This window comes from Methylomonas sp. MgM2 (assembly GCF_054172045.1).
In genome coordinates this window covers 1-3,213 of record NZ_JBSYXO010000078.1, presented here as the reverse complement: position 1 = coordinate 3,213, position 3,213 = coordinate 1, and the positions used below count along the sequence as shown (strand labels likewise).

Sequence of the window (3,213 nt, the reverse complement as noted above, 5' to 3'; positions counted from 1 at the left end):
CACGTGGCGGTGTAGGCGCGATTGCTAGCCAGGGATGGCTAGCAATCTTTCCCGCCGGAAGCCGACACTCTCCGGTTGAACAGGTCTATGCGTTTCCTGCTGCATTATCATTGTGCGTGATGACACCCGACCACCTTGCGCCACATAGCAGACCTTAAGTTTCACTACATAACGGCCAAAAGCGGTTATACGAAACAAAGCTGCCAATGGTAAATATCCAACCGAAAGCAGACGTAGGTTGTGGTGAGTTTTCGAATCGCACCGGTCGCGAACGATGCGGTTCACTGCGTTTAACGTATCCTAAGGGCTATTACGAGGCCCCATTGCTTCAGCCTTCTTAACTTCAAATTCAAACAAATATTCTTTCAATACTCCTGAAAAATCTAACGTCATCATTACTTTTAATTTTTTACCAACCTGAGCTGTGATTATTTCCCGAAAAGCGGTTCTGTCAGCATTTCCGCCATAAATTGTAGTGGGGAGTATTGATTGTTCATCCCAGCGTCCTGGAACAGATGAATAACTGCTAACCCAATTAATATAGTCTGCTGGCTGCAATGTATCATTCACATGACTCCCTTTCACAATAACCGTTGGTGGTTGGGAGCTGTTTCTATCAACAAGCCTTACACCAGAATGAATAACTTTATGACTCTCGTCAAAGGAATCTATAAATACAACGCTATCCCAAACGATCTTGACTGTTTTATCAGATTTGTTTTTTAATTTAAAAACAAAAGTATTCGAGTTTGGCTCCCATGAAAAATCAACTTCCTTTGTTTTAAACATATTATTGGCTATTTCACCACTTTCCTTTGTAGAAACATCCACATTAACTAAATTGATACCATATGAAGCAGCAAGAAACTTGTTTTCTTCAACTTCAAACGCTCTTGCCCTTTCTAAGTCAGCGTTTCTTAACTTACGCTCCTTTTCAAGTTGATCGTTACTAAATAGAGTCGGCGTTACAGGCTTGCTTTTTTGAGTACAGCCAGTAATGCACATCATCATTAAAAAGTATATAAAGATTCTATCCATTAAAACAACCTTGGGGTCTATTACAAAACCAGCCAGCGTAGCTCCGAAAGCGAAGCACATTCTGAGGAATGGAAGTTTAAATTCGTCCGATTACGTTTCACTAATCCGACCTACTGCCTTGTAGTAACCTATCGTAAAGCTAAGCCGACCGCTGGAGTGTAACGGAAGCGGTTCGGCTTGAGTGCCATGTCAGGCATAATGTGCGAATGCAAGACAAAATCCCATTCTCTTCCCATATTAGTTTTTCCCTGATTTCCATTTTTCAGCAAACTTATCCGTATAATCAACTTTTTGGCTTACTTTGATAGAATCCGCGTCCCTTTCAAAAGGTACGTCGCATTCTGATATTTCTAAAGAGGGTTTTGGGGATTCTTCCGTTGATAATATTTCCGGAGACGGCTTTGCATTTACTATCATTGATGCTTTTTCGAGCTTGTTAGTTAGACGGTTTATGGCTCCGACAATAGCTGAACCTGAAAAAAGCACGGCACTCACAATATATAGTACATACGCCTCTATTTCATGAATTGCGCTTTTTGCAACCCCTAAAATTCCAAGCCCCGAAATAAAAGCTAAAACTGCTAGCACCAAAAGAAGTGTTTTCATGATTTTTCCTAAATTTGCTTACGCCAGAGGTAGGCCAAAGGTTTTCATACATGATATTCTTGAATAGTTGGCTTCAATATGTTTTCAATATTAGAAATAGCACTTTCAAGCTTGTCCATATATTCATCACTATCCCCACGAAAGCTCTTAAATGCAGTTTTTTCGTGAATTTTCATTTCTTTGAATTCATCTTCGTTATAGCTTGCACGATTGAATGTTTGCTTAAACATATAAAGATAATGTTCGCTAATGGAAAAATATAAATCCTTGATTAAATCAGATAGCGGTTTAATTTTTTCCAATGGTTCACGCCCCCAAACAGCTTCCATTTCAATCAAGCACGCTTTAAACTTCTGCTCAGCATTTGCAATCTTTTCCCTGCGTTGTTTATAGTTTTCAAACATCTGAAGTAATTGTTTCTTCTGGTCATCAAGCTTTTCCCATTCTTGCAAGGGTAAGTCTGGGCTGCAATATTGAAATCGATCACGAGCAAGTTCAATTGCCTCTCGAAGCTCATAAAGAGCAGTAAGTGCATTTTTTGCAACAGTATACTCAGTATTGCCTCTAAGCTGGCGTTTCCATGCACTTAACCCAGAAACTCCGACATATATGGAGCTAAAGGCCGCTATGGTTAAAGCAAAATCCTTGGTTTCTGTTATTTCCAAACACATGATATTTTTTAATCCACAGCTTGAGAGACAATGCCTAACGACAAGGATAACTTGACTGCCAAAAGCTTTGCGACGATAGGAGCGAAGCTTTTGGCAGTCAAGTTGACCCGCTGGTTATGAGTTTTTATTTTTTTGAGCTTGCTCGTCATAAAATTTCTCTCTTTCTTCTCTTTCTTTCAATCTGTCTTCGCTTGTGTATATGTCAGCTTTAAGGTGTTTAAAGCCATTAACAAGATGACCCACATCTTTCTGTATTTTTTCAAGACTTTTTGCGATTGAATAAAGGCTAGGGGTTCCTAATTGATAACGCCCTTTTAATTCAGACATGTCGAGAATTATTTCATCTTTATATTTTTTTCCAGACGCGCTTTCATAACTGAGTTTAAATGAAAGTATTGCATTCGACTTGCCTTCAAAATTTTGAGTTGTTTGACTAAAGGCCGAATAGATGTTTTGTCCAGGGCCAAAGTGGCGAAGACCTATAGAAAAGAAATTCGAAGCGGTAAATTCACTAAGTAAATCTTCTGCTGACTTCCCGCCTGATATTACAGAGGGCTTAAATTGCAAATTCCGAGCAGGGCCGAGCCCAATGTTTTGAATGTTTAGTCGGATAATGTTTATAGCAAACTCAAAGCTTTCTATTGTAATATGGATTTTTGGCTCAGTTTGCACCTCTCTCATTTTCCTTGTTTCTGAAACAAGTAATGCGGTCAATATTGCATAGACTACTGTCGAAATAGTCACTACTGCGGTGAATATTACAATTAGCGCATCTGAATGATGATTTAAATATTCTAAAAGCTCGTTCAACTTATGTTTCCTTCGCTGCGAAACCTTGGAAACGAAGCGCCAGCGAGTGAAGGTTGAGTAGTCCCTGGAAGCCGTAGCGCCGGGCGGT

4 protein-coding genes are annotated in these 3,213 nt (G+C 39.7%); all 4 read right to left on the bottom strand.

Going from position 1 to position 3,213, the window contains the following annotated elements:
* Positions 1 to 300 precede the first annotated feature (300 nt).
* Positions 301 to 1,038, bottom strand: coding sequence for a hypothetical protein (locus ACW73I_RS22870; protein WP_458031820.1), 738 nt, complete (start codon positions 1,036 to 1,038; stop codon positions 301 to 303).
* Positions 1,039 to 1,275: 237 nt separating this feature from the next.
* Positions 1,276 to 1,644 (bottom strand): hypothetical protein, encoded by a 369-nt coding sequence (locus ACW73I_RS22865; RefSeq protein ID WP_458031819.1) that lies wholly within the window; start codon positions 1,642 to 1,644, stop codon positions 1,276 to 1,278.
* A 44-nt stretch (positions 1,645 to 1,688) separates the two neighbouring features.
* Entirely contained in the window at positions 1,689 to 2,315 is a 627-nt protein-coding gene (locus ACW73I_RS22860) for a hypothetical protein (RefSeq protein WP_458031818.1), read from the bottom strand.
* Between the two features lie 114 nt (positions 2,316 to 2,429).
* The coding region (locus tag ACW73I_RS22855) for a hypothetical protein (protein WP_458031817.1) at positions 2,430 to 3,213 on the bottom strand (784 nt) is incomplete at its 5' end.

What these genes read in the sequence shown, in the direction of transcription:
- ACW73I_RS22870 (WP_458031820.1), bottom strand. Translation starts at nt 1,038, where the DNA reads ATGGATAGAATCTTTATATACTTTTTAATGATGATGTGCATTACTGGC.
- ACW73I_RS22865 (WP_458031819.1), bottom strand. Translation starts at nt 1,644, where the DNA reads ATGAAAACACTTCTTTTGGTGCTAGCAGTTTTAGCTTTTATTTCGGGG.
- ACW73I_RS22860 (WP_458031818.1), bottom strand. Translation starts at nt 2,315, where the DNA reads ATGTGTTTGGAAATAACAGAAACCAAGGATTTTGCTTTAACCATAGCG.